Source organism: Amycolatopsis sp. NPDC102522 (genome assembly GCF_055584485.1).
In genome coordinates this window covers 467,626-491,725 of the sequence record NZ_JBVJLY010000001.1, presented here as the reverse complement: position 1 = coordinate 491,725, position 24,100 = coordinate 467,626, and the positions used below count along the sequence as shown (strand labels likewise).

At 68.6% G+C, this 24,100-nt stretch carries 28 protein-coding genes and 1 tRNA gene; 11 read left to right on the top strand and 18 right to left on the bottom strand.

Annotated elements, in window-relative coordinates:
* Positions 1–39: 39 nt before the first annotated feature.
* From dusB to ACZ6YV_RS02015, 4 genes are all read right to left on the bottom strand, one after another.
* Complete coding sequence (dusB, locus tag ACZ6YV_RS02030; protein ID WP_465507889.1) at positions 40–1,185, bottom strand: tRNA dihydrouridine synthase DusB; 1,146 nt, start codon at positions 1,183–1,185, stop codon at positions 40–42.
* A gap of 60 nt (positions 1,186–1,245) precedes the next feature.
* Complete coding sequence (locus ACZ6YV_RS02025) at positions 1,246–1,842, bottom strand: hypothetical protein (protein WP_465507888.1); 597 nt, start codon at positions 1,840–1,842, stop codon at positions 1,246–1,248.
* Between the two features lie 90 nt (positions 1,843–1,932).
* A complete protein-coding gene (locus ACZ6YV_RS02020; protein ID WP_465507887.1) occupies positions 1,933–2,310 on the bottom strand; it encodes a hypothetical protein in 378 nt (125 codons plus the stop codon).
* Positions 2,307–2,522: a type II toxin-antitoxin system HicA family toxin gene (locus tag ACZ6YV_RS02015; protein WP_465507886.1), complete on the bottom strand. Its 216-nt coding sequence runs from the start codon at positions 2,520–2,522 to the stop codon at positions 2,307–2,309. The genes ACZ6YV_RS02020 and ACZ6YV_RS02015 overlap by 4 nt, the downstream gene beginning before the upstream one ends.
* A gap of 122 nt (positions 2,523–2,644) precedes the next feature.
* Between ACZ6YV_RS02015 and uppS the strand changes: the two genes are divergently transcribed.
* The 3 genes from uppS to ACZ6YV_RS02000 all read left to right on the top strand — a co-directional run bounded on the left by uppS (position 2,645) and on the right by ACZ6YV_RS02000 (position 5,921).
* On the top strand, positions 2,645–3,403 hold the full coding sequence (uppS, locus tag ACZ6YV_RS02010) for a polyprenyl diphosphate synthase (protein WP_465507885.1): 759 nt from the start codon (positions 2,645–2,647) through the stop codon (positions 3,401–3,403).
* Between the two features lie 72 nt (positions 3,404–3,475).
* The gene (locus ACZ6YV_RS02005) at positions 3,476–5,476 is read left to right on the top strand and encodes a DUF2339 domain-containing protein (protein WP_465508504.1); all 2,001 of its coding nucleotides are present in this window, start codon (positions 3,476–3,478) and stop codon (positions 5,474–5,476) included.
* Between the two features lie 43 nt (positions 5,477–5,519).
* Positions 5,520–5,921, top strand: coding sequence for a TIGR03667 family PPOX class F420-dependent oxidoreductase (locus ACZ6YV_RS02000; RefSeq protein ID WP_465507884.1), 402 nt, complete (start codon positions 5,520–5,522; stop codon positions 5,919–5,921).
* 10 nt (positions 5,922–5,931) lie between these two features.
* Here ACZ6YV_RS02000 and ACZ6YV_RS01995 read toward each other — a convergent pair whose 3' ends face one another.
* Positions 5,932–6,483 (bottom strand): superoxide dismutase, encoded by a 552-nt coding sequence (locus tag ACZ6YV_RS01995; protein WP_378244514.1) that lies wholly within the window; start codon positions 6,481–6,483, stop codon positions 5,932–5,934.
* Between the two features lie 125 nt (positions 6,484–6,608).
* Here ACZ6YV_RS01995 and ACZ6YV_RS01990 point away from each other — a divergent pair, with 125 nt between their 5' ends.
* On the top strand, positions 6,609–7,583 hold the full coding sequence (locus ACZ6YV_RS01990) for a DMT family transporter (RefSeq protein WP_465507883.1): 975 nt from the start codon (positions 6,609–6,611) through the stop codon (positions 7,581–7,583).
* On the top strand, positions 7,528–7,992 hold the full coding sequence (locus tag ACZ6YV_RS01985; RefSeq protein ID WP_465507882.1) for a DUF6328 family protein: 465 nt from the start codon (positions 7,528–7,530) through the stop codon (positions 7,990–7,992). The genes ACZ6YV_RS01990 and ACZ6YV_RS01985 overlap by 56 nt, the downstream gene beginning before the upstream one ends.
* On the opposite strand, the gene ACZ6YV_RS01980 is transcribed toward ACZ6YV_RS01985, so the two are convergent.
* A complete protein-coding gene (locus ACZ6YV_RS01980) occupies positions 7,993–8,529 on the bottom strand; it encodes a hypothetical protein (protein WP_465507881.1) in 537 nt (178 codons plus the stop codon). It lies immediately after the preceding gene.
* A 78-nt stretch (positions 8,530–8,607) separates the two neighbouring features.
* On the opposite strand from ACZ6YV_RS01980, the gene ACZ6YV_RS01975 reads away from it, so the two are divergent.
* Complete coding sequence (locus ACZ6YV_RS01975) at positions 8,608–10,422, top strand: LamG-like jellyroll fold domain-containing protein (protein ID WP_465507880.1); 1,815 nt, start codon at positions 8,608–8,610, stop codon at positions 10,420–10,422.
* A 190-nt stretch (positions 10,423–10,612) separates the two neighbouring features.
* Positions 10,613–12,817, top strand: a complete 2,205-nt coding sequence (gene helR, locus ACZ6YV_RS01970) for an RNA polymerase recycling motor ATPase HelR (protein WP_465507879.1) — start codon at positions 10,613–10,615, stop codon at positions 12,815–12,817.
* Positions 12,818–12,892: 75 nt separating this feature from the next.
* Here helR and ACZ6YV_RS01965 read toward each other — a convergent pair whose 3' ends face one another.
* The 9 genes from ACZ6YV_RS01965 to ACZ6YV_RS01925 form a co-directional block, all read right to left on the bottom strand.
* Positions 12,893–13,387, bottom strand: a complete 495-nt coding sequence (locus ACZ6YV_RS01965) for an Lrp/AsnC family transcriptional regulator (RefSeq protein ID WP_465507878.1) — start codon at positions 13,385–13,387, stop codon at positions 12,893–12,895.
* A gap of 168 nt (positions 13,388–13,555) precedes the next feature.
* Positions 13,556–14,899, bottom strand: a complete 1,344-nt coding sequence (gene lysA, locus ACZ6YV_RS01960; RefSeq protein ID WP_465507877.1) for a diaminopimelate decarboxylase — start codon at positions 14,897–14,899, stop codon at positions 13,556–13,558.
* Between the two features lie 142 nt (positions 14,900–15,041).
* Positions 15,042–15,200, bottom strand: coding sequence for a DUF6307 family protein (locus tag ACZ6YV_RS01955; protein WP_465507876.1), 159 nt, complete (start codon positions 15,198–15,200; stop codon positions 15,042–15,044).
* A 9-nt stretch (positions 15,201–15,209) separates the two neighbouring features.
* On the bottom strand, positions 15,210–15,389 hold the full coding sequence (locus ACZ6YV_RS01950; RefSeq protein WP_465507875.1) for an RGCVC family protein: 180 nt from the start codon (positions 15,387–15,389) through the stop codon (positions 15,210–15,212).
* The gene (locus tag ACZ6YV_RS01945) at positions 15,386–16,411 is read right to left on the bottom strand and encodes a fatty acid desaturase family protein (protein ID WP_465507874.1); all 1,026 of its coding nucleotides are present in this window, start codon (positions 16,409–16,411) and stop codon (positions 15,386–15,388) included. Before ACZ6YV_RS01945 ends, ACZ6YV_RS01950 begins: the two co-directional genes overlap by 4 nt.
* A gap of 439 nt (positions 16,412–16,850) precedes the next feature.
* Complete coding sequence (locus ACZ6YV_RS01940) at positions 16,851–17,786, bottom strand: dihydrodipicolinate synthase family protein (protein WP_465507873.1); 936 nt, start codon at positions 17,784–17,786, stop codon at positions 16,851–16,853.
* 208 nt (positions 17,787–17,994) lie between these two features.
* A complete protein-coding gene (locus tag ACZ6YV_RS01935; RefSeq protein WP_465507872.1) occupies positions 17,995–19,083 on the bottom strand; it encodes a chitinase in 1,089 nt (362 codons plus the stop codon).
* Positions 19,084–19,239: 156 nt separating this feature from the next.
* Entirely contained in the window at positions 19,240–19,710 is a 471-nt protein-coding gene (locus tag ACZ6YV_RS01930) for a heme-degrading domain-containing protein (protein ID WP_465507871.1), read from the bottom strand.
* Positions 19,711–19,743: 33 nt separating this feature from the next.
* Complete coding sequence (locus ACZ6YV_RS01925; RefSeq protein WP_465507870.1) at positions 19,744–20,973, bottom strand: M20 metallopeptidase family protein; 1,230 nt, start codon at positions 20,971–20,973, stop codon at positions 19,744–19,746.
* Positions 20,974–21,049: 76 nt separating this feature from the next.
* Between ACZ6YV_RS01925 and ACZ6YV_RS01920 the strand changes: the two genes are divergently transcribed.
* From ACZ6YV_RS01920 to ACZ6YV_RS01910, 3 genes are all read left to right on the top strand, one after another.
* Entirely contained in the window at positions 21,050–21,532 is a 483-nt protein-coding gene (locus ACZ6YV_RS01920; protein ID WP_465507869.1) for a tRNA adenosine deaminase-associated protein, read from the top strand.
* A 23-nt stretch (positions 21,533–21,555) separates the two neighbouring features.
* Positions 21,556–22,008, top strand: coding sequence for a nucleoside deaminase (locus tag ACZ6YV_RS01915; protein ID WP_465508503.1), 453 nt, complete (start codon positions 21,556–21,558; stop codon positions 22,006–22,008).
* An 84-nt stretch (positions 22,009–22,092) separates the two neighbouring features.
* Positions 22,093–22,299, top strand: coding sequence for a CsbD family protein (locus ACZ6YV_RS01910; protein WP_465507868.1), 207 nt, complete (start codon positions 22,093–22,095; stop codon positions 22,297–22,299).
* A 48-nt stretch (positions 22,300–22,347) separates the two neighbouring features.
* Here ACZ6YV_RS01910 and ACZ6YV_RS01905 read toward each other — a convergent pair.
* Together ACZ6YV_RS01905 and ACZ6YV_RS01900 are read right to left on the bottom strand one after the other, a co-directional pair.
* Positions 22,348–22,435, bottom strand: a tRNA-Ser gene (locus tag ACZ6YV_RS01905).
* Between the two features lie 42 nt (positions 22,436–22,477).
* Positions 22,478–23,029, bottom strand: coding sequence for a DUF305 domain-containing protein (locus ACZ6YV_RS01900; protein ID WP_465507867.1), 552 nt, complete (start codon positions 23,027–23,029; stop codon positions 22,478–22,480).
* A gap of 93 nt (positions 23,030–23,122) precedes the next feature.
* Here ACZ6YV_RS01900 and ACZ6YV_RS01895 point away from each other — a divergent pair, with 93 nt between their 5' ends.
* Positions 23,123–23,569 (top strand): limonene-1,2-epoxide hydrolase family protein, encoded by a 447-nt coding sequence (locus ACZ6YV_RS01895; protein ID WP_465507866.1) that lies wholly within the window; start codon positions 23,123–23,125, stop codon positions 23,567–23,569.
* Positions 23,570–23,867: 298 nt separating this feature from the next.
* On the opposite strand, the gene ACZ6YV_RS01890 is transcribed toward ACZ6YV_RS01895, so the two are convergent.
* Positions 23,868–24,038 (bottom strand): hypothetical protein, encoded by a 171-nt coding sequence (locus ACZ6YV_RS01890; protein ID WP_465507865.1) that lies wholly within the window; start codon positions 24,036–24,038, stop codon positions 23,868–23,870.
* Positions 24,039–24,100: the final 62 nt, after the last annotated feature.

The following is a 24,100-nucleotide window of genomic DNA, read 5'->3' as shown; positions in this document are numbered from 1 at the left end:
ACGCTCCCGCCGGTCCGTCCGGCGGGAGCGTTCTTCGTTTCAGCCCCCCGAGTGCATGTCCTCGGCCTCGGGGACGCAGTCGTCGTCCGGGTCGTCGAGCCAGCCATGCGGCAGCGTGACCTTGCCCGGCGACCCCTGCCGTCCGCGCGGCCCGTCGGCGTTGTCGGGGAACGGCGCGTCGTGGTCGAGGCGGCCGATGAGATCGTCGAGTTCGGTCAGGCCGGACACCATCGCGAAGCCGCGGCGCAGTTCGGAGCCGACCGGGAAGTTCATGAAGTACCAGGCCATGTGCTTGCGGAGGTCGCGCAGGGCCTTGGTCTCGCCGTCGTGCCCGATGAGCAGCTCGGCGTGCCTGCGAAGCACCTTCGCGACCTCGCCGAGGTTCGGCGGTGTCGGCAGCGGGCGCCCGGCGAAGGCGGCTTCCAGCTCACCGAACAGCCAGGGCCTGCCCAGGCAGCCACGTCCGACCACGACCCCGTCGCAGCCGGTCTCGTCGACCATGCGCAGCGCGTCCTCGGCGGAGAAGATGTCGCCGTTGCCGAGCACCGGGATGCTGGTGACGGCTTCCTTGAGCGCCGCGATCTTCGTCCAGTCGGCCTGGCCGGAGTAGCGCTGCGCGGCCGTGCGCGCGTGCAGGCTGACCGCCGCCGCGCCCTCGGCCTCCGCGATGCGCCCGGCGTCGAGGTAGGTCAGGTGGTCGTCGTCGATGCCGACCCGGAACTTGACCGTGAACGGCACACCCGCCGCGGCCGCGGCCTTCGCCGACTCGCGCACGATGTCGGCGAACAGCTTGCGCTTGAACGGCAACGCCGCGCCGCCGCCCTTGCGCGTCACCTTCGCCACCGGGCAGCCGAAGTTGCTGTCGATGTGGTCGGCGAGCCCCTCGCCGGTGATGATGCGGACGGCCTCGGCCATCGTCTTGGGGTCGACCCCGTAAAGCTGCATGGACCTGGGCTTTTCGTTCTCGCCGAAGGTCATCATGTGCATCGTGCCGGGGTGGCGCTCGACCACCGCGCGGGCGGTGATCATCTCGCAGACGTAGATGCCCGCGCCGTACTCCTGGCACAACTGCCGGAAGGCGACGTTGGTGATGCCCGCCATCGGAGCGAGCACGACCGGGGGATCGACCTCGTAGGGGCCGATCTTCAGGCTGGGCTTGCTCAGGGTGGCTGTCACGTCCTCCATTGTCGCCTGTGGTGTCTGTCACTCGCAGGTGGGCCGGTCGTTCAGCCTGAAGGGCGTTGTTCACGGCTCCCACACGGTTGCCCGTGTTTTCAGGCCGTTACCGGCGGTGATCACGTCGAGCCGGAAGACTCTGCCTTCGTACGTCTTTCCGCAGACGTAGTTGCCTTTGACTACGCCGCTGATGTAGGTCCTTCCTCCCTCATCGACGGCTGAGGCGCAGTCATTCTTGCCAGGCAGTGCGTTGCTCTTCCATACCGACAGGTTCGCCGCTTGACCGCTCGACTCGAGTACTCCGCCCATGCCCGCATGTATTTCCCTGCCGCTGGTGTGGAGGGGCGGGGAGATGTCGAAGTTGAAACCGTCACTTGGCGGCCACAAGAGTTCACCGGTCCAAAAGACCTTGGGCTGATCAGCCTCCTGCAGGCTTGGCGGCTGTTGTGTAGGCGTCGAGACTACCGACGTTGAGGCGCTTCGCTCCACGATTACCGTGGTCGGAGGCGAACCGGCAGGTTTAGCTTCTTTATTGTCAGATGCACTTTCGCGGCCGATGAAGAATCCGGCCGTAGCAAGCGCTGTGATTAAAGCGGCGGTAGCCGTAATCCATTTATGGCCCAGTTCGCCCCACCCGGACTTCTTCCCCTGCTCGTCCTCGTCCATGCGCCCCCCTCGGCGTCGTGATCGAGGTAACACCATAGAGCTAGTGGTGGAACGTGTTCGTAGCCCCCGGGGTGTCGTGGCGAGGACAGGTCAGGACGACTTCGCCAACTGGCTGACTCGCTGGAACGACATGCCGAGCACTTCACCCGCTTCGCGTTGCGAAACTCCAAGAGCGAGCAGCTCCTGAACCGCCGCACGGTGTTCGGCGGCGGCCTCGGCCTGCTTTCGCTGAGCCTCTTCGCGAAGGACTTCGGCACGCGCCTGATGGTCCTTCACCGAACTCGGCAGGTGTACTTCGAGGTGGAGGTCGTACTCGTCGTCCTTGAGGCCGTCCATGATCTCGATGAGCTCATTCGCCATCGTCACGACGTCCTTGTAGCGGAGAGCCTGGGTCGAACGGTCGATCTCGCGGACGCGGATGAGCCAGAATCGGCCGTCGCGAGTGACTTCGGCGTGATAGGTCTTCATTTCCTCCACCATCCTTTCCCGAGGACCTCCTCGCATTCTTTGAAGATGTCAACGGCGAAGACCTCGCCCAGTTCGGTATGGCGCGGGATGGGCACCACGACACCGTTCAGGGTGTAGATGGTGTGGTTGGAGCCTTCTCGTTCAAGCACCCACACCGCGCGTTGCCGCCTGGCGGCGACTGCGATCCTCTTGATGACCTCTCGTCTCTTCACAGAGTATGTCTAGGCAGGGATAGACGCAAGCGTCAAGGGCGGGCTAGACGGTTACTGAGATGAGGTGAAGTTCGTCCACTTGTTGCCGCTGCGCAAGAGTCGATTTCGGTAGCTTCGCCTTCATGAGCGTCCGAACCAGACTCGACGACCTCTACGCGCGACGCCTCCGCGCCCGCCTCCTCCGGGGCCCGCTGCCCCGGCACATCGGTGTGATCATCGACGGCAATCGCCGCTGGGCCCGGCAGATGGGCTTCGAGGACGTCCGTGAGGGGCATCGGCACGGCGCCCAGCACATCGCCCGGTTGATGGCGTGGTGCGAAGGCCTCGGCATCGGGCACGTGACGGTGTACCTCGCCTCGGTCGACAACCTGACGAAGCGCGCGTCTCCGGAGATGGCCTTCTTGATGCAGGTGATCGAGGACGTCGTCCGTGACCGGCTCACCGCACCGGGCGCGAACTGGCGTGTCGAGCCGGTGGGGCGGCTCGACCTGCTGCCGTCGTCCACGGCCGAGGTGCTGAAGCGGGCCGAGGAGGACACTTGCGGGGCGATGGGGCCGGAGCTGACCTTGGCCATCGGGTACGGGAGCCGCGAGGAGATCGTCGACGCCGTCCGTGACCTCGTGCTCGAGGGCGCGGCGGACGGTAGGTCACTCACGGAGATCGCGGAAGCCGTTTCCGTGGACGCCCTCGCCTCTCATCTGTACACGGCGGGCACTCCCGATCCGGATCTGATCATCCGGACCAGTGGCGAGGTCCGGTTGTCCGGGTTCCTGCTGTGGCAGGCCAAGGATTCCCAGCTGCACTTCTCCGACGCCAACTGGCCGGGCTTCCGGTACATCGACCTCTTGAGGGCACTCCGGGTGTGGGCTCGATCTCGATGATCTTGCAGGTCGCGACCACATCGTCATCACGATTGAGTAGTGCTACGGATCCCTCGGCGGTCCTCGGGCCGCATGCTGATCGCCATGACCACCGATGGGGATGTGCTCCTCAGGCTCGCCGGGGAGATCGACGACCTTGGGGCCCGCCTCGCGCGGGTCGGTACGGAGCTGCGGACCGTCCAGTCCGAAGCGGAACCGGCGCCCGAAGAGGCGCCTGAGCAGGCGCCCGAAGAGCCTGCCGCGCAGGCCGAGCAGCCCGAGCGACCGGAGCAGGCAGCCGAGCAGCAGGTGCCGCAGCAGCCCGCGCCGCAGGTGCCGCCTCGGGCCCAGCACCCGCACCAGCAGCAGGTCCCGCAGCAGCAGATCCCCCAGCCCCAGGTGCCTCAGCAGCCGCACCCGCGCTACTTCACGCACCCGCAGCACCCTCACTACCAGGCCCAGTATCAGCAGGCCCAGCACCAGCAAGCCCAGTACGCGCAGTGGCAGCAGCAGTACCGCCAGCAGGCCCACCAGCAGCCGTATCGCCCGTACCAGCCGGTCCCGAAGGTCACGCTCGCCGAGAAGCTGGGCAAGGAAGGCGCCGGAAGCAGGCTGCTGGCCTGGATCGGCGGCGCGGTCACGCTGCTCGGCATCGTGCTGTTCCTCGTGCTCGCGATCCAGCGCGGCTGGTTCGGCCCGCTGCCCCGGGTGCTCGGCGGCGCCGTGCTCGGCGCGGCGCTGGTCGGGATCGGCCTGCGGCTGCACCGCACACCGGCGGGCCGCACGGGGGCGTTCGCGCTCGCCGCGACCGGGATCGGCGCGTTGTACCTCGACGCCGTCGCCGCGACGACGATGTACGAGTACCTCCCGGCCTACGCCGGTCTCGCGCTCGGTCTCCTGATCGTGGTCGGCGGGTTGCTGCTGGCCGTGCGGTGGAAGTCTTCGCTGCTCGCGGCGGCCGTCGTGCTCGGCTGTGTGATCTGCGCGCCGATCATCACGCAGGGCTTCACCCCGGAACTGGTCGCGTTCCTGCTGGTCGTCCAGGTCGCTTCGACGCCGGTGCAGCTGCGTCAGTCGTGGCCGTCGGTCGCGGTCGCCGCCGGGATCCCGCCGCTGTTCGCGTCGGTCTTCAGCACGGCGTTCACCGGCTTCGGCGGCAGCACGGCCAACACCGCCGCCGCGCTGGCCGCGGGCGCCACCGGGCTCGTGCTCGCCCTGATCGTCACCCTCAAGCGGTCCGGAGACGTCGCCGCGCTCGCCCTGCTCGCCGTCGCACCGGCGCCGTCGCTGCTCGCCGCGCTGTTCCTCCCGAAGACCTCGGCCGTGCTCGTCACCGCGTCGGTCGCGCTCGTGCTGCTCGGGGTCTGGGCGGCCGGGCAGTGGCTCGACGGCTGGACGGGTGACCTCGCGGGTGCCGCCGGTCTCCTCGCGGCCCTGCAGACGACGATGACCCTCTTCGACGGTAGTGCCCGCTCCGCGATCCTGATCGGCGAAGGGGTCCTGCTGGCCCTGGTCGCGCTGTGGACGAAGAAGCACGTGGCGCTCGCCGGCGGGCTGGTCTTCGCCGTCATCGGCGGCCTGATCGCGCTGGCCTTCGACGTCCCGCCGACGCTCTTCTTCCTGATCCGGAACCGCCCGGACGCCGACCTCGCCGCCGCGTTGCTGGTGGCCGTCGCGATCCTGGCCGTCTCGATCACGCTTCCGTGGGTCGCGCACCGGCTCGGGCTGTTCAAGGCAGCGGCGGAGAACGTGGTGCCGTGGCTCTTCGCCGGGGTCTGCGGGCTCTACGGCGCGGGCGCGATGGTGCTGTGCGGCGCGCTGCTGGCCGTCCCCGGCCGCTCGGGGTTCCTGCTCGGCCACGTGGTGATCACGGTGTCCTGGACGGTCGCCGCGCTGGTGCTGCTCATCCGCGGCATCTCGGCGGTCAACCTGCGGGTGATCGGGTTCGTGCTGGTCGGCGCGGCGGTGCTGAAGCTGGTGCTGTTCGACCTCTCCGCGCTCGACGGCCTGGCCAGGGTCGCGGCCTTCCTCATCGCCGGTCTGGTGCTGCTCGGTGCCGGGACGCGCTACGCGAAGCTCGTCGCGTCTCGCTGAGCGGACGCGGAAGAAATGCCGCCGGGTCGTGGTTGGTGGGTTCATGACCTACCAACCCGACCCGCGGCTCGCTGACCGGGCGAAGGAAAGCGTCGCCTGGCTGACCACGATCAGCCCCAAGGGCCGCCCTTCGCCCCGCCCGGTGTGGTTCGTGCTCGACGGCGAGGATTTCATCGTCTTCAGCCAGCCGGACACGGCGAAGACTCGGCATATCGAAGCCAACCCCGAGGTCAGCCTCCACTTCAACGCCGACGAGCACGGCGGCTCGATCCTGGTGATCGGCGGCCGAGCCGAGATCCTGCCGGACGGTCTCCCGTCGGAGCAGCCGGGCTTCCTCGACAAGTACGAGAAGCACTACCCGGCGATCGACTACGACATCCCGAAGTTCGATCGGGAGTATCGCGCCCGGATCAGGATCCGGCCCGAACGCACCTGGGGGTTTTAGGAAAACGCTGCTAGAAGCCGACCGTCACACAGGCCAGCCGGGCCCCCGCGGTCCCGGCGTGGCCGGGGTCGGTGTGCGTATGCGTTTCGTGGATCACGATCGAATTCGCTCGCCGTTCGCTGAACGTCCAGTCCACTTTGGACACGGCGGCGCCGCGGCCGGTGGCGTCGGTGGTGAGGTCGAGCCAGATCTCGTTCTGGGGGTTGGCGTAGGCGGGATCCACCGACGGCTTCACCGGGTCTTCGACGTTCTGGTAGTGCGGTCCGGCGAGGTCGCCGGTGGCACCACACGGCTTCGTGTGCGCGTGGGCGCCGTATTCGCGGTTGGGCAGCAGGCCGGTCACGAGGACCGCGGTCGAAGTGCCGAAAGCCTTGGAGGTCAACCCGAAGACGTGCGTGCGGGCGCCGGCCGGGACCAGCTCCGGCTTGTAGATCGTGAGGCCGCTCTTGGCGGTGATGACGTGGACTCGGGAGCCGGGGGTGGCGGTGGCCGGTCCGGCGCCGGAGGTGAGCGCCAGTGCGGCGGTGGACAGGGCCAGGACTAGTACGGGGACGGGGCGCATGTCACCTTGCCTAGTCCGCACGAATCGGACACGCCAGACAGGTCACTCGGTCGGGCGATCATTCTCAAACTATGGGCATAATGCGCGCGCCAGCGCGTCCGTTGAGGGCGGCGGCGGGGGCATGGATGGAAGGAAATGTGAGTACCAACCCTCCGGATCGCACTTGGCTGGTCGCGGTCGCCGCCGCACTTTGGGGCACAGACGGGCTTTTGCGGCTTCCGCTCGCCGAGGCATTGCCGGCGGCCACGGTCGTCTTCTGGGAGCACCTGCTCGTGGTGCTCGTGCTGAGTCCGCTGATCCCCGGCGCTTTCCGCGCGCTGCGGCGGTGCGGACCGCGGGAATGGCTGGCCGTGCTCGCCATCGGCGGTGGCTCTTCCGCGCTCGCGACGGCGATGTTCACCGCGGCCTTCAAACTGGGCGACCCGGTGACGCCGTTGGTGCTGCAGAAGCTCCAGCCGGTGTTCGCCGTGCTGGCGGCATATTTCGTACTCCGTGAGCGAGTCCGCCCGGGGTACGCCTTCTTCGCGATCCCGGCGCTGCTGGGTGCTTGGCTGCTGGCGTTCAAGGATCCGCTGAACATCCAGCTCGCCGCGGCGAAGGCGGCGCTGCTGGCGATCGGCGCGGCCGTGTTGTGGGCGGCGGGCACGGTGCTCGGCAGGCTGCTTTCCACCGAGCTGGCGCCGAAGGAGGTCACCACCCTGCGCTTCACCGTCGGGCTTCCGGTCGCCGCGGGCATCGTGGCGTACCAGGGCGGCGGGTTCGCGGTCGGCTGGGACAACGCGCTCGGCCTCGGGCTGCTCGCGCTGGTCCCCGGTCTGCTGGCGCTGAGCCTGTACTACCTGGGCCTTCGGTCGACCCCCGCCGCCAGGGCGACGCTGGCCGAGCTGGCGTTCCCCGTCACCGCGGCCGTGATCGGCGTATCGTTCCTGAACGCGCACTTGTCCGGTACGCAGTGGCTCGGCCTCGCCGTCGTGGTCGTGTCGGTGACCTCGCTCGGTTGGTACGAAAAGGTCACGCGCCAACCGATGGTCCTGGAGCCGCCGCATGGTCGAGCACACCGGCGAGACGAAGAACGAACGCCTGACCCGCAACGTCAGTGAGCTCCTGCAGGAGCTCCGGGTCGCGCAGGCCGGCGTCCAGATCCTCTTCGGGTTCCTGCTCACGGTGGTGTTCACCGACGAGTTCCACGAGGCGAGCGGGTTCGAGAAGTCCGTTCACCTGACGGCGGTCCTGCTCACGGTCTGTTCGACGGCGCTGCTGACGGCGCCCGCCGCCTGGCATCGGCTGCTGTTCCGCACCGGGAACCGCGAGCGGATCCTCACCTACGGCAACCGTTCCGTCCTGGTCGGCCTCGGCTGCCTCGCGGCCGCGATCACCACGACCGTCGCGCTCATCGCCAAGGTCGTCTACGGCCCGGTGGCCATGGCGATCCTCGGCGTGGTGTCGGCGGCGCTGTTCGTCGGCATGTGGTTCGTGGTGCCGAAGCTGATCGACGGGAGCGGCGGCTGATCAGCGCGAGGCGCGGACGGGGGTGTTCTCCGGCAGGCCGAACGCGGCGGGCGAAACGCCCCGCGGGTCGTCCGGGCTGGTGCCGTCGAGCACCCGGCGGGCACCGATCCACGAGAACATCGCCTTGACCGAGGGCGAATAGCCCGCGCCGTCCTCCGCGAACTTCCGGTCGAGCACGCGATACCCGGAGGGTGTGCGCTCGACGAGGTAGACCATCGGCTGCCGCCGGAATCCGCCGCGCGTGACCAGCCCGTCGCCTTCTTTCGCGACCTCGTCGCAGTTCGCGACCAGGCCGATCTTGACGCGCTCGCCGTCCGGCCTGGTCTCGATCACCTTCTGCGTGCACACCCAGCGGACGTCCGTGCCGGAGCGGGCGGACGTTCCCAGCCACGCGCGCAGATGTTCGTCGATCGGAGGCAGTGCCTCCCGCGCGACGGCGTCGTCCACCGTCGGCATCTCGTCCACGATCCACCAGGTGGCCGCGGTCACCACGACACCGACGCCGGCGAGCACGGGCCAGCGTTTGACGTTCCCCATGGTGACGAAGCTACCGAGCGGGGCAAGTGTTCATCCGTGGTTCGGGACGCGTTGCTTCCGCGACCGTAGGTTTCGGCCGTGAACGACTCCTCCAGACGGACCTTCTTGCGCGGTGCCGGCCTGCTCGGCGCCGGTGCGGCGGCGTCCGCGTTGCCCGTGCTCGGCGCCCCGGCGGCTTCGGCGACCTTCGGCCATCACGGCCCGGACGCCGAAGACGGCAGCTTCACCCTCGCGGTCCTGCCCGACACCCAGTACCTCTTCGACGCCGACCGCGGCGACCCCGCGCCCTTGGACGCCACGTTGCGGTACGTCACCGGCGGCGACGAGAACATCGTCTTCCTGGCGCATCTCGGCGACCTCACCGAGAACGGGCAGCCGGGCGAGTTCGACCAGATCAGCCGGTCTTTCGAGCACCTGGACCGGCGGCGGTTCCCGTACAGCACGCTTGCGGGCAACCACGACATCAAGTCCTCGACCGACGACCAGCGCGGCCGCACGCCGTACCTCGACGCGTTCGGCCCGCAGCGGCAACGGGGCTCGAAGACCTTCCGGGGCGCCAGCCCGGACGGCTACAACAGCCACCACGTGTTCCGCGCGGGCGGGCGTGAGTGGCTGCTGCTCGCGCTCGACTGGCGGCCGTCGGCGGGCGGGCTGGAGTGGGCGAGGTCGGTCCTCGCGCGGAATCCGCGGCTTCCGGCGATCCTGACCATCCATGAACTGGTATGGGCCGACGAGGCCGGGCAGGCTCAGTTTTCCGAGTTCGGGCAGCGGGTGTGGGACGAGCTGATCGACGGGAATGACCAGATCTTCCTGACCCTCAACGGGCACTACTGGCCGCCGGGCCGCGCGGTGAAGCGCAACAAGGCGGGCCACGACGTCCACCTGCACATCACCAACTACCAGGACCGCTACTACGGCGGCAGCGCGATGATCCGGCTCTACCGGTTCGACCTCGCGCGGAACGTGATCGACGTCCGCACGTTCTCGCCGTGGCTGGCCGACCAGGCGCCGCGGCTCAACGAACTGCAGCGCCGGGAGATCGAGCGCACCGGCCCCTCGGACTACTTCAGCCTGGTGATCGACTTCGACACGAGGTTCGCCGGGTTCGCGCCGGTCCCGGTCCCGCCCGCCCGGCCCGCGGACCGGCAGCTGATCCGCGGGACCGTGGCCTACTGGCGGTTCGAAGGCCGTGACGGCAGCCCGGTCGACGGTGTTCGCGACCTTTCGGGCAGGGGCAACGACCTGGTCCGGGTGACCCTGCCCGGCAGTGCCGCCGAAACACTGCGGTACTCCGGTGAGTTCTCCGGGCGGCAGCCGTCGAGGTCGAGCCTCCGGTTCGACGGCGGCAAGAAACCGGCCCGCGGCGCGTATCTGCGCACGGCGGACTCCGCGCCGATGAACGCGGAGACGTTCGCGCGCGGGTACACCGTCGAAGCGTTCGTGAAGCTGCCTGAGGACTTCAAGGACGGCCAGCACTCCTGGGCCGCGCTCTTCGGCAGGCAGGGTTCCGGCGGCAAGGCGGGAAAGACCGGCGACGACCCCGGCGAGCCGTCGGCCACCCTGTCCCTTTCGGACGGTGCCGCGTTCCAGTGGGCGGTGTTCCCGGTGAACCAGAACGGGATCTCGACCGCGTGGAGCCACGAACTGGCGTTGAAGGAATGGATCCACGTCGCCGCCGTCAACGACGGCAGGCGGACGACGCTCTACGTCGACGGTTGCCCGGTGCTGCGGAACCCGAAGACGGCCGCGGCGGGGATCGCGAACCCCGGTGGCTCCTGGCTGATCGGCGCCTACGCCTACGACTCCATCGTCGAGCAGGCGTTCCACGGCTGGCTCGGTGACGTCCGCGTGGTGGGGCGCGCCCTGGATCCCCGCGAGTTCATGCTCGGCTGATCGGTATCCCGGACAGCACGGAACGTGCGCGGTAATGGTGGATGCTCGTCCCCATTATCGCGCACGGTCGTTTCCGGCGGAATGTGGGGTCCCTCTTGACAAGTGGTGGACAATAAAAAATCGGCGCCTGAATCAGAATGCCTGATCAGTACGCCGAATGTTCCATCAGTCTAACCACTGTGAGGGGAAATTGTCAAATCTGGGGTACGGCGAGGAATTGCGGTCCGAGCGGCAGTACGTCGCGTCGCTCTACGAGCGGCTGGACGCGGAACGCGTGCGGGTGAACGAGGCGTATGCGGGCGCGCTGCGGGGAGAAGGCTTCGCGCTGTCCGATCGGGAAGTCTCGGTCCGTACGAAAGCGCGCGAGACGGTCAGGCTTAAGATCGCCGACGAAGGCCTTTGTTTCGGCCGTCTGGACGCCCTTTCGGGAGAACGGGCGTACGTCGGCCGGATCGGCCTTTTCGACGAAGGGAACGACTACGAACCCTTGGTGCTGGATTGGCGGGCGCCGGCGTCGCGCGCGTTCTATTGCGCGACCGGAGCGTCTCCCGAAGGAATGTCGCGACGTCGTCAATTCCGCACTCTCGGCCGCAAGGTCCTCGACTTCACCGACGAGGTCTTCGGCCGCCCGGACCCGGCGGGGGAACGGGGCGACGTGGCGCTGCTGGCCGCGGTCAACGCGCCGCGCGGCGCGGGCATGCGGGACATCGTCGCGACGATCCAGGCCGAGCAGGACGAGGTCATCCGTTTGGACCACACAGGCGTCGTCGTGGTGGAGGGCGGTCCCGGCACCGGCAAGACGGCGGTGGCGCTGCACCGGGTGGCGTACCTGCTGTACACGAACCGGGAGCGCATGGAACGCCGCGGCGTGCTCGTGGTCGGGCCGAGCAGCGGCTTCCTCGACCACATCGGCCGTGTCCTGCCGTCGCTCGGCGAGACCAGCGCCGTCTTCGCGACGCCGGGCGGCCTCGTCGCCGGCCTGCGCACCGATCGCGAGGATCCGCCGGCGGTCCAGCGGCTCAAGGGTTCGCTGGGGATCCTGGACGTGCTCGCGGCGGCGGTGACGGACCGGCAGGAGCTGCCCGCCGAGGCGGAGCCGATCGAGCTCGACGACGTCACCGTGCCGTTCGACGCCGAGGTCGCGGCGGCCGCGCGCGAGGTGGCCAGGGACAGCGGCCTGCTGCACAACGAGGCGAAGGCCGTTTTCGAGCGCGAGGTGATCGGCGCGCTCGCCATCCGCGCGGTCGACCGGATCGGCGCGGGCTGGCTGCCGGAGGACGACAGGCACACCCGCCCGGAGATGCTCGAGAACGCCCGGCGGGATCTGGAAGCCAGTGAGGAGCTCGGCGCGGTGCTCGACCGCCTCTGGCCGACGCTGACGCCCCAACGGCTGCTCGCCGACCTCTTCGCCTCACCCGAGCGGTTGCGGGCGGCAGGGGCCGATCCGGCGCTGTTCCGCGAGGACGCCGCCGCGTGGACGGTGTCCGACGTGCCGTTGCTGGACGAGGCCGTCGAGCTGCTCGGCCGGGATCGCACCGCCGAACGGCGGGCGGAGGAGCGGCGGCGACGGGAACGCAAGGAGTACGCCGAGCGGGTGCTGGAAATCGTCGGGGTGGAGGACGACCACGACGACTACGAGTTCGCGCTGCGGCCGACGGACGTGCTGATGGCGGAGGGACTGGCGGACCGGTTCGCCGAACGCGACGAGCGGGACCTGGCCGAACGCGCCGCCGCCGACCGGGAATGGACCTATGGCCACGTCGTGGTCGACGAGGCGCAGGAACTGTCCGAAATGGACTGGCGGGTGCTGATGCGGCGCTGCCCGAGCCGGTCGTTCACCGTTGTCGGGGATCTCGCGCAACGCCGGTCGCCGTCCGGCGCGCGGTCGTGGGACGCGATGCTTTCCCGGTACGTCGCCGATCGGTGGCTGTACCGGAAGCTGACCGTCAACTACCGGACGCCGTCGGAGATCATGGCTGTCGCGGCTTCGGTGCTGGCGAGCTTCGCCCCGGACGTCGTGCCGCCGGAGTCGGTGCGTTCGTGCGGGGTGCGACCCTGGGCCCGCCGACTGTCCGAAGTGGACTTGGAAAACGCCGTCGCCGAATTCGTCCGCGAGGAATCGGGGCGCGAGGGAACGGCGGTCGTCATCGGGCCCCCGGGGGTGCCGGGCGCGATCGCGCCGTCCGCGGCGAAGGGGCTGGAGTACGACGCTGTCCTGGTGGTGGAGCCGGAACGGATCCTCGCCGGAGGTCCGGGCGGTGAGGCGGAACTGTACGTCGCGCTGACGCGGGCGACGCAGCGGCTCGGGGTCCTGCACAGCGGTTCGCTGCCGAAAGTCCTCCGCGGTCTTGATTCCGGGCGGCGGACTCCCGACGTGTATCTGCGCTGCGTCTAGGGGGAGCCAAGGTGTCGTGAGTGTTCTGGGCTGTTCGGTCGGCCCGAAACACTCACGACTCCCCCCAATAAAGGGCTACCGGGTCAGGTTGCCCCAGGCGTATGTCTGTTTTGCGAGTTTCAAGTAGATCAGCGTTTCCGTGCTGACGACACCCGGGATAGGCCGGATGTCGTCGTTCAGCACACTCAAGAGATGTTCGTCGTCCCGGCAGGCGACCTCGGCGAGCAGGTCGTGGCCTCCCGCGGTGAGCACGACGTAGTGGACGTCCGGCAATCCGGAGAGCTGGTCGGAGACAGCTCGCGGATCGCCTTGGACCTTGATCGCGACCATCGCCTGACGGCCGAGCCCGACGTTCGCCGGATCCGTGACAGCGACGATCTGCATCGTCTCGTCCCGCAACAGCCGTTGGACGCGTTGCCGCACGGCGCCCTCCGACAGACCGACGGCCTTGGCCAGCGCCGTGAACGAGGCCCGCCCGTCGACTTGCAGTAGAGCGATCAGAGTGCGATCGGTATTGTCCAACCCTCTAGGTGTGCGCTGCTCGATCTGCGCGCGTGGTTCGTCACCCATGCCGTCCCTCCCTTTGTTTCGGCATGCGATTCTTGTCGCGCAGCGTATCGATCAATGTCCAGAATGCTACCGCCGTTAAGTTGTTTGTCGCGATTCTCTTTCCCGGCATGTTCGCGCGAAGGATTCTGTCGCGCGACAGGGTGAGTGCCGAGGTTTTCGGACGACGGGTCAGCCGAGGTCGCGTTTCAGCAGGTCCTCCTCGGTTTCGCGGCGGACGAGCAGGGTCGCCGTACCGCGTGAGACGCCGACCACCGGCGGCCTGCCGACGAGGTTGTAATTCGACGCGAGCGAGTGGTGGTATGCCCCGGTGCACGGGACCGCGAGCAGATCGCCGGGGTGGACGTCGTCCGGGAGCGCGAGCCCGTCGGCGAGGATGTCGCCCGATTCGCAGTGCCGTCCGACCACCGTCATCGGCCGCCGGACAGCGCGGCTGCGCCTGCCGATCAGGCGCGCGGTGTACGCCGCCCCGTAGAGCGCGGGCCGCGCGTTGTCGCTCATCCCGCCGTCGACGGCGACGAACGTGCGCGAACCGTGTTTCACCGCGCAGACCCGGTACACGGTGATCCCCGCCTGTCCGACGATCGCGCGGCCCGGTTCGATCGTCAGTTTCGGCTGGGGGAAGCCGCGCGAAGCGCATTCGTAGGCGAGCGCGACCCGCAGACGGCGCACATATCCGTCGATGTCGAAACCGCTGTCGCCGGGCAGATAGCGGACGGCGTGCCCGCCGCCGAGGTCCAGCTCCCGCAGAGTGACGCCGTGCGTCTCGCGGAGCCCGGCGAGCACCCCGATCATCTTGCGGGCGGCCAGTTCGTAGAAGTCCACACGGGACACCTGAGAACCGATGTGGCAGTGCAGCCCGGCCAAGCGGAGCCCCGGCTGCGTGAGTACGGCGGAGACGGCCCGGCCGAGGTTGTCGCGGACCTCCTCACGCAGGGAGAAGCCGAACTTCTGCCCTTCTGTGCCGGTGGTGATCGCCGCGTGCGTCCCCGCCGCGACGTCGGGGGTGACGCGGATCAGCACCTGCTGCGCGCCGGTGGCCAGCGCGCCGAGCTGCTCGATCTCGTCGAGAGAGTCCACCACGATCCGGCGGACGCCGTAGGACAGCGCGGCCTTGAGGTCTTCGGGGGTCTTCGCGTTGCCGTGCAGCAGGATCCGCTCGGCGGGGAAGCCGACCGACCGCGCCACCGCGATCTCGCCCGCCGAGCAGGTGTCGAGGGAAAGCCCTTCCTCGGCGACCCAGCGCAGGACCGCGCGGGTGCACAGCGCCTTGCTCGCGTACGCCACCTCGGCGTCCGGCAGCGCCTGGCGGTACGCGCGGGCGTTCTGCCGGACCTCGTCCTCGTCGAGCAGGTACGCCGGGGTCCCGAACCTCGCGGCGAGGTGCGACACCGGCGCGCCGGCGAACAGCAGTTCCCCACCGGGCCCGAGCCGGGTGCTCCGTGGCCAGACCCCGGGTTCGAGGTGGTCGGCGGCTTCGCAGCCGAGGCTGGGCAGGAGCTCGCTGAGCGTCACGGGTTACCTCCGCGTCGGTCGGTCAGTGCTCCGCCAGCACAACTCCGATCGGCCCGGCCCGGCCGCTTCGCCAACGCCTCCCTGACGTGTTCCGGGGTCTCGCTGACGCCTTGTTAACGCGCGAGTAACCCCGGCCACACTGTCAGCGGACGTGCTCCGGGACGGTGTCGAGCGCCCGCACCATGCGCACGGCCAAGGCGAACGCCGTCTCGTTGTCGAGGTCGGTGTGCTCGTTGACGATCTTCTTCACGGTGTCGACCCGGATCTCGTACCGGGAGACGGGGACTGTGTCGGCGTTCATGGTGATCCTCTATTCGGTTGTTTCGGTTTCCTCGGCACAGGTGCAGCCGCGGCTGAACCCACCGGCCGCGGTCGCGACGCAGAAGCGCCGGGCGATCGCGTCGTGCAGGGACAAGGGATGCGGGCAGCTCGGGCACCGGTCGCCGTCGGCGGGCTCGGCCACGTCGCGGAGGGAACGGGCGGAGGTCATCGTGCCGCCACCGGTTGACCACGCAACGGCGCTCCGACCTCGTGCAGATGCCGGAGCACGTAGCCGTAGGACGCCGCCCAGCCGCACTGCGCGTAGTCGATGCCGTGCTTCACGCAGAACTCGCGGACGATCACCTGCGCGTGCTTGAGGTTCGGCCGCGCCATGCTCGGGAACAGGTGGTGCTCGATCTGGTAGTTGAGGCCGCCGAGCGCGAAGTCCACGACCGGGCCGCCGCGCACGTTGCGCGAGGTGAGGACCTGCTTGCGCAGGAAGTCGAGCTTGTGCCCGGCCGACAGCGTCGGCATGCCCTTGTGGTTCGGGGCGAACGAGCAGCCCATGTACACGCCCCACAGGCACTGGTGCACGGCGATGAAGACGAAGCCGACGCCGGGTGAAAGGACCACGAACACCGCCGTCAGGTACGCCGAGATGTGGGCGAGCATCAGCGCCGATTCGAGTTTCCGGCGTTTGAAGCCACGCTGGAAGATCGCCGTCACGCTCGACACGTGCAGGTTCAGCCCTTCCAGCAGGAGCAACGGGAAGAACAGGAACGCCTGGTACTTCGCCATCCAGCGCAGGAGACCGCGGCGTTCGGTGCCCTGGGCCTTGGTGAAGATCAGGGCCGCTAGGTTGACGTCCGGGTCCTCGTCCTCGTGGTTGGGATTCGCGTGGTGCCGGTTGTGCGTGCCGATCCACCAGCCGTAGCTGAGACCGGTCAGTCCACCGTGGACGAAACCGGTGACCTCGTTCGCCTTGCGGCCGCGGAAGATCTGCTTGTGTCCCGCGTCGTGGCCGATGAAGGACAGCTGCGTGAACATCATCGCGAAGAACGCGGCGAGGAACAGCTGCCACCAAGAGTCGCCGAGGTGGGCGAAGGCGACCCAGCCGCCCGCGAAAGCGAGCAGGTTCAAGAAGATTTTCGTCGCGTAGTACACGCGACGCCGTTCGAGCAGGCCCGCCTCTTTGACCAAGTGGGACAGTTCGGCGAAGTCGCTGCCCTGCCTCGTCTGTGTGGAGGTCATGGGGGATCACACCGTTCTGGTTTCGTGAAAGTGGGCAATCCAGCAACGGGTTTCAGAACACCGAAAGGGGTCCAGTTCGGCCGAGAAAGGCACTGGTACCACAACACGCCACGGACGCTCCGTGGTCTACTTCCAGCGTCCCACGTCGGCGGGGTGGAAGCAATTCACCGAAGCAGCACGATCTGGCGTACAGTCGAAGACATCGAGGGAAATTTCCCCCGGTTCCGTCCGGTCGCGAGGCTCGACCGGAGACAGGAGCACCGGCCAGACATCGATCCCTTCGCGTTCATGGTCCCGCCGGCCTCGCCGGTGAGCAGCCGCCCGCCGCGCCGCACGGCGCGCCCCGAGGCGCCCATCAGGGCCAAGCCGCGATCATCGATGGCCGCGACCTCTGACCTGTCGCCGTGTGCACGCTCGTTCCCGGCGGGCGTGCACACGGTCAGAAGTTTTTCCTTGGCAGGCACCAGTTTTCAAGGATCCCGGCGACTTTACCGCGTTCGGCGGAGGTCAGCGGGCGGCTCGGCGGACGGATATCGCGGCGGCACAAACCCAGCTGTGCCAACGCTTCCTTCACCACGCTCACGTTGTTGGCGTTCCCGTCCTCGGCCCGCAGCTCCTCGAAGGGCCGGACGCGCTCCCAACAAGCCATCGCGGCGTTGAAATCGCCGTCCCGCAGCGCGCGGAACATCTCCAGCGAAAGTGACGGCGCCACGTTCACCAGCCCGGAGGTGAACCCGGTCGCGCCGACGGCGAAGTAGCCCGGTGCCGACAACTCCGCCAGCCCTGCGATCCACACGAAGCGATCGAGCCCCGCGTCCCGCGCCACTGAGGCGAACCGCACCGGATCCGGCACCGCGTACTTCACCGCGACGACGTTTTCGGCGGCGTCGCCGAGCCTCGCCAGCTGCTTGCCCTCGATCCGTGAGTCGCGCACGTACAGCACGACACCCAGTTCCGGGACCGCCGCCGCGATGGCGCGGTGGTACTCGACCCAGCCCTCCGCCGAGACGTAGGGGTGCACCGGCTGATGGATCATGAGCAGATCCGCGCCCGCCTCCCGCGCGTGCCGTGCCGCGCCGATCGCGGTCCGGAGGTCGTGCCCGACGCCGGCGGCCACGCTCGCCCGCCCGGCCGCCGTCTCGACCGTCAGTTCGAGGCAGTGCCGCGTCTCGGTCTCGTCCAGCGCGTAGAACTCGCCGGTGTTGCCGTTCGGTGTCACGACCTCGACGCCGCCGGTGATCACCCGGTCCACCAGCTTCGCGGAGGCCTCCGCGTCCACGGCGCCGCCGGCGTCGAACGGGGTCACCGGGATGGCCACGACCCCGGACAGCCGCCGTTTCCGCTCGTCGAACCGTGAAGAGGGGCTCACTGGCATGTCCGATCTGATATATGATGTGACACTTTACGCTAGCACGGTGACCTATGGACCGGGTGTCCTGAACCTTGGGACAGGTGCCCGGACCGCGGGCGGGGGCGGCGGGTGGCAAGGAGGGTTCTCCCTCGGCTCAGCCGAGGAAACTCGACCTTCACACCTTCCGAACTACGTGATGGCCCCCCGGTCCCCTCGTCGGGCCCTCCGGAACTCAGCCGAAGTACGACGTGAAGTTCTTCGAGAACTCCCAGCCGGTGAACTTGTCCCAGTTGATCGACCACGTCATCAGCCCGCGCAGCGCCGGGAAGGTGCCGTGCGGCTTGTAGGCGCCGCAGCCGCTTCCCTTGGTCAGGCAGTCCAGCGACGCGCGCACGTCCGCCGGTGTCGTGTGCCCGTTGCCCGCCGACGGCGCCGCCGGCAGGCCGATCGCGACCTGTTCCGGCTTCAGCGCGGGGAAGACGTTCGAGGCGTCGCCCGCGACGGGGAAGCCGGAGAGCACCATGTCGGTCATCGCCGTGTGGAAGTCCGCGGTCCCCATGGTGTGGTACTGGCCGTCGAGCCCCATGATCGGGCCGGAGTTGTAGTCCTGGACGTGCAGCATGGTCAGCGAGTCCCGCAGCGCGTGGATCACCGGCAGGTACGCCCCCGATCGCGGATCGGCGCTCCCGTTCGGACCGGGGCCGTAGAACTGGTGGCCGAGCTGGACGAAGAACGTCTCCGGCGCCATCGTCAGCACGAAGTCGTTGCCGTACTTGGCTTTCAGCGTCTTCAGCGCGGAGATCAGGTTGACCACCACGGGAGTCTTCGGGTTCTTGAAGTCGGCGTCGCCCGCGTCCAGGGACAGCGAGTGGCCCTCGAAGTCGATGTCGATCCCGTCCAGGCCGTACTTGTCGATGATCGCGCTCGCCGAGCTGACGAACGCGTCCTGCGCGGCGGCGGTGGTCAGCTGGACCTGGCCGTTCTGGCCGCCGACCGAGACGACCACTTTCTTGCCCTTGGCCCGCTGCGCCTTGATCCCGGCGATGAACTCCGCCTCGGATTCGACGTTCGGGCATTCCGCCACCGGGCAGAGACCGAACCGCAGTTCGCCCGAGGTCACCGACGTCGGCTCGGCGAAGGCGAGGTCGATGATGTCCCAGTCTTCGGGGACGTCGGCGATCCGCGTGTAGCCGGAACCGTTGGCGAAGCTCGCGTGCAGGTAGCCGACCAGGGCGTGGGCCGGGATCGCGGCCTGGGCCGTGGCGGGCATCAGCAGGCCCAGTAAGAGGAAAACGATGCCGACGGCGGCTTTCCGGCGCATGGGGACTCCCTCGGGTGTGGTTCACGTCACGTCAGGGATTGGACTAGACCACTAGGGAGTTTGTCAAGAAATAACCGGAACTCGTCCGGTTTTGTCGTCGCCGAACGGAGTTGTCCACACGTGAACAACCTGTGGACAACTCCGTGGATTGTCTACTTAGGACAGTGTGGCGAGGAAGGTTTCCAGCTGCTCGACGACGAACGCGTGATCGTCGGCCTGGGGCAGTCCCGAGACGCCGACGGTGCCGACCGGGCCGACCCCGTCGACGATCACCGGGAACACGCCGCCGTGCGCGGCGTAGAGGTCCGGATCGAGACGGGAGTCGGCCTCGAACGTCGTGCCCTTGGCGCGGAACCGTTCGCCGACGAGGAACGAGCTGTGCCCGTAGCGGTCGACGACGCGGCTCTTGCGGTCGATCCATGCGTCGTTGTCGGCCGAGGTGCCCGGCAACGCCGCGTGGAACAGCCGCTGACCGCCGCGGCGCACGGAGACCGTCACCGGTAGGGCGCGGCTCCGTGCCGCCGCGAGCAGGTGGGCGCCCAGCTCCAGCGCGGTCTCGTTGTCGAACCGGCGGAAGACCAGGCGCTCCTCCTGTGCGGCCAGGACGGCCAGGGTGTCATCGCTCATGACGCCCATTAAATCAACACTGTTGTGTAATGGCTACCGAAGCGCGTCCAGGGCGAAGGCGGCGTACATCGCGACGCCGTTGGCCATGGCGTCTTCCTCGAAGACCACGCGGTTCGAGTGGTTCGCCTCGACCGTGGCCAGGTCCGCGTCGGGCGGGCAGGCGCCGAGGAAGGCGAAGGCCCCCGGAACGCGTTGCAGGACATAGGAGAAGTCCTCCGCGCCCATCACCGGGTTCTCCATGAACTCGGAGTTGCCGGCACCGAGGACCTCGGCCGCCAGTTCCAGCACCCGCCCCGCGATCTTCGGATCGTTCACCGTGACCGGGTAGCCGGGGAGGACCTCGGCGCTCACGCGGACGCCGTGCGCCGCGCCGACGGCCTCGCACACCCTCGGCAGCTCCTCGCGCACGAACGCCTGCGTCCGCTCGGACAGCGTGCGGATCGTGCCCTCCAGGAACGCCGTCTCCGGGATGATGTTCGTCGTGGTCCCGGTCTCGATGCGGGTGACGGAGACCACCGCGGGCTCGAACACGCTGACCTTGCGGGTCACCATGGTCTGCAGCGCGCTCACCATCGCGGCCGCCGCCGGCACCGGGTCGATCGCCTGGTGCGGCGCCGAGCCGTGCCCGCCCCGGCCGGTGACGGTGACGTGGAAGCTGTTGGCCGACGCCATGATCGGACCGGGCCGCGTCTGCACGATGCCGGCCGCGGTCTGGGTGAAGATGTGCAGGCCGAACGCCTTTTCGACGCGTTCGCCCGCGGCGTCGAGCACACCCTCGTGGATCATGTGGCGCGCGCCGTGCTCGCCTTCCTCTCCGGGCTGGAACATGAACACCACCGACCCGGCCAGCTCGTCGGCGTGCTCGCTGAGCAGCCGTGCGGCCGACGCCAGCATGGCGACATGGGTGTCGTGCCCGCAGGCGTGCATGGCGCCGTCGTCTTCGGAGGCGAAGTCGAGGCCGGTGTCCTCGTGCAGCGGCAACGCGTCCATGTCGCCGCGGAGCAGGATCGCCGGGCCGGGCTTCCCACCTCGCAGGATGGCGGTCAGCGAAGTGGTCGATTTGCCCTCGATGATCTCCAGGGGCAGGCCCTCCAGGGCCGCTTTGATCGAGGCCTGGGTCTTCGGCAGATGGAGGCCGATCTCCGGATTCCGGTGGATCTCTCGGCGTAGCTCTACGGTTTTCGTTTGAAGCGCGCGGGCTTCGTCCAGCAAACCGGCGAAGCGGGCATCGGGGAGCGTGGGCAGGTCGGTCGGTCCGGTCATGTCTCGATAGTGGCGCATGCGGCGCTTCAGGCGCACCGTGCGTGCGTTCCGAATGCGGGCGGAATACGGTGTGCGCATGGCGGTGCAAGAGCCGATCACGGGGTTCGCGGTGGCCGTGGTGCGGGAGGACGGTCGGTGGCGGTGCAGCTCTCTTGATCCGGGGGCACTCGCCGAGCTCGACGCTGCGATCACCGAGCTCGGAAAACTGCGGTCGACAGGTGCCGCCTTCGGGCTGCTGGCGATCGACGACGAGTTCTTCGTGATCGTCCGGCCGAGTCCCAGAGGTCCCTCGCTGCTGCTGTCCGACGCCGCCGCGGCGCTCGACTACGACATCGCCGCAGACGTCCTCGACGTGCTGAGAGTCGACCCTCCGGACGAGGACGACGACGCGGTCTGGCCGGAAGGCGATCTGGAGATCCTGACCGATCTCGGACTGCCGGGGGCGGAACTCCAGGTGATCGTCGGCGAGGTGGACCTCTATCCGGACGAACAGCTCCAGATGGTCGCGCAGCGGTGTGGATTCGCCGCCGAGTTCACCAAGATCCTGGACGAGATCTGAGCCCCGCCGCCTCCGCCGCCGACATCGCCGCCGTCCAGGCGGCGATCGAAGCGGCGCGAGATGCGGGTGAGGACGTGCCGATCGGCGCCGTCGTCCTGTCCCCGGACGGGACCCCGCTCGCCTCCGCGCGCAACGCCCGCGAAGAACTCGGCGACCCGACGGCGCACGCGGAGATCCTCGCGCTGCGGGCCGCGTCCGAGATCTACGGCGACGGCTGGCGGCTCGAAGGCTGCACGCTCGCGGTGACCCTGGAGCCGTGCACGATGTGCGCCGGCGCCCTCGTGATGGCCCGGGTCGCAAAGGTCGTCTTCGGCGCCTGGGAGCCCAAGACCGGGGCCGTGGGCTCGCTGTGGGACGTCGTCCGCGACCGGCGGCTCAGCCACCGCGCGGAGGTCGTCGGCGGCGTGCTGGAGCCCGAATGCGCGGCCCTGCTCGAAGACTTCTTCCACCGGAGACGGGGTAACCGCACCGGGTGACAGATGTGTCGGTCCCGGTAGGACGGGTATCCCTTCGGTAAGCGGCCGCAAACGGTGGCCGCAGTCGAAGGAGGAACACCCGCCATGAGCGTTTTCGACAAGGCGAAGGACAAGGCCGAGCAGGCCATCGGCGCCGCCAAGGAGAAGCTCGGCGAGAAGACCGACAACCAGGACCTCGCGAACTCCGGCCGGGCCGACCAGGCCGAAGGTCAGGTCAAGGAGGCCGGGCACGACCTGCGCGACCGCGCGGAAGGCGGCGTGCAGGACCTCAAGGACAAGTTCAACAAGTAGGCCTCACGCGGAAGAGCCCGGTCTCCGTGGAGACCGGGCTCTTCGCTGCGGTGGCGGTGGGATTTGAACCCACGGACGGTTATTAGCCGTCACACGATTTCGAGTCGTGCTCCTTCGGCCGCTCGGACACGCCACCGCCGAGAACAATACCGGAGGGCGTTGGAGGGCCTTCAGGGGGTCAAGAAAGCTGCGCGGTGATCTCGTCGATCGCCGCCGACTGGTTCTCGACGATCTCCTGCGCGAGCTTCTTGGTCTCGGCGTGCTCGCCCGACGACAGCACGGTTTTGGCCATCGTGACGCCGTTGCGCAGGTGCTCCGCCATGAGCGGGAGCCACGTCTTGTCGAACTCGGCGCCGGTCATGGTCTGCAACGAGGCGACCTGCCCCTCGGTGATCATCCCGGGCATCGCGTGCCCCGCGTGACCCGCCGCGGGGAGCACGGCGGCGTTCCACGTCTGCAGCCAGCCGGTCATCGTCTGGACCTCGGCCGACTCGGCCTTGACGATCTTGGCCGCGGTGGCCTTCACGTACTCGGAAGCGGACCGTTCCGAAGCCAGGTTCGCGACCTGGATCGACTGCTGATGGTGCGGGACCATCTGCTGGGAGAACGTGATGTCGGCCTGGTTGGCGCCGGGAGTACTCGCCGCCGGCGCCGCGCCCGTGGCCGTCGAACAGCCCGCGAGCACCCAGACGACCAGCCCGAACAGTGCCATCGGCAGTCGCCGTCGCATCGATACCTCCGTAGTCAGGGGAAACCGGCCCTTCCGCTCTGTGATACGGCTGTGACCTTCCACCGGTTCAAAACCGGATTAGCCTTGGTCGGCATGACGGATCCGAAGACAGTGGTGACCGGTTTCCTTCAGGCCCTCGAAGAGCTCGACATCGACCGCGCGCTGGGCTTCGTGGCGATCGACATCGTGTACCAGAACGTCCCGCTTCCCGCGGCTCGCGGCCTTTCGGCGGTGGAGAAGCAGTTGCGCACCCTGGCCCGCTACGGAAGCGGGTTCGAGGCGCGCACCCACCACATCGCCGCCGACGGCCCGATCGTGCTCACCGAGCGCACCGACGTCCTGCGGCGCGGTTCGTGGGAGGCCGAGTTCTGGGTGTGCGGCACGTTCGAAGTCCGCGACGGCCGGATCGTGCTGTGGCGCGACTACCTCGACTGGACGACTTTCCTGGCCGCCGGCGCCAAGGGCGCGGGGAAGGCGGCGGTCGCCGGGGCGAAGTCGCTCATCGGGAAGTACAAGGCGCGGCAGGAACTCGAGCACTGACGCTTCAGGCTTGGGGCGGTTAGGCGTGACACGCGTGATCAGAGACGTGACTCGCGTGATCAGAGCCGGATCTCGTGTGATCAGGGCCGGATCTCGCGAGTGCGGCGTCCAATCACGCGAGTCCCGGCCCTGATCACGCGAGTTCCGCCTTCAATCACGCGAGTCCCGGCTCTGATCACGCGTGTGCGGCGAGGCGTGAAATGACGCACCGCCGGTGTACGGGCTCCGTCTCCCCCGACGGGTCCCGTGCACCGGCGGTGCGCCCCCAGTTCCCCCCGCTCGCCCTCCCCGGCGAGCGTCAGAAGGTCATGTGCCGTTCGCGCAGATCGGCTTCCCGCAGCACGGCGTCGAGCCGCGCGCCGCCGAAGTGGGCCATCGGACGCCTGCCGCGTCCGCGGTCGCGCAGGTCGACGGCCAGTGCGATACCCAGCAGCAGAACCAGTGCCGTACCAGCGATGAGCCAGCCCATCGGACACCTCCTCCGGCGACGTGAGGGAGGATTTGTGTCCTCGCTCACGTCGCCAAAGGTAA